General features: G+C 58.2%; 1 protein-coding gene. It reads right to left on the reverse strand.

All coding sequences use genetic code 11. The features are described from left to right. Positions 1 to 261 (reverse strand): nucleoside hydrolase (locus AC0608_RS13800; RefSeq protein WP_478289477.1); only part of this gene is annotated, 261 nt, incomplete at both ends.

The raw sequence follows: 261 nt of genomic DNA on the forward strand, positions 1-261 counted from the left end.
TCTTGTCCAGACGCACGTTGCCGGCCACGGTGGTCAGCGCACGAATGCTCAACTCATCCGGCGACGCCATGGCGAACAGCAAGGCCACGACATCGTCGGCACCCGGGTCGGTGTCGATGATCAGGTCGATTTTTTCCGCCGCCTGGGCGCTTGCAGCAGTGAGCGCGGACAAAAGCAGAACACTCCGGAACAGGTTTTTCAGGGTCGGGAGACTACGTTGCATAAAACACTCCTTGTCGTTGGGAAACTCTAGAACGTGAC

It is taken from the genome of Flavobacterium sp. GNP008 (genome assembly GCF_056428965.1).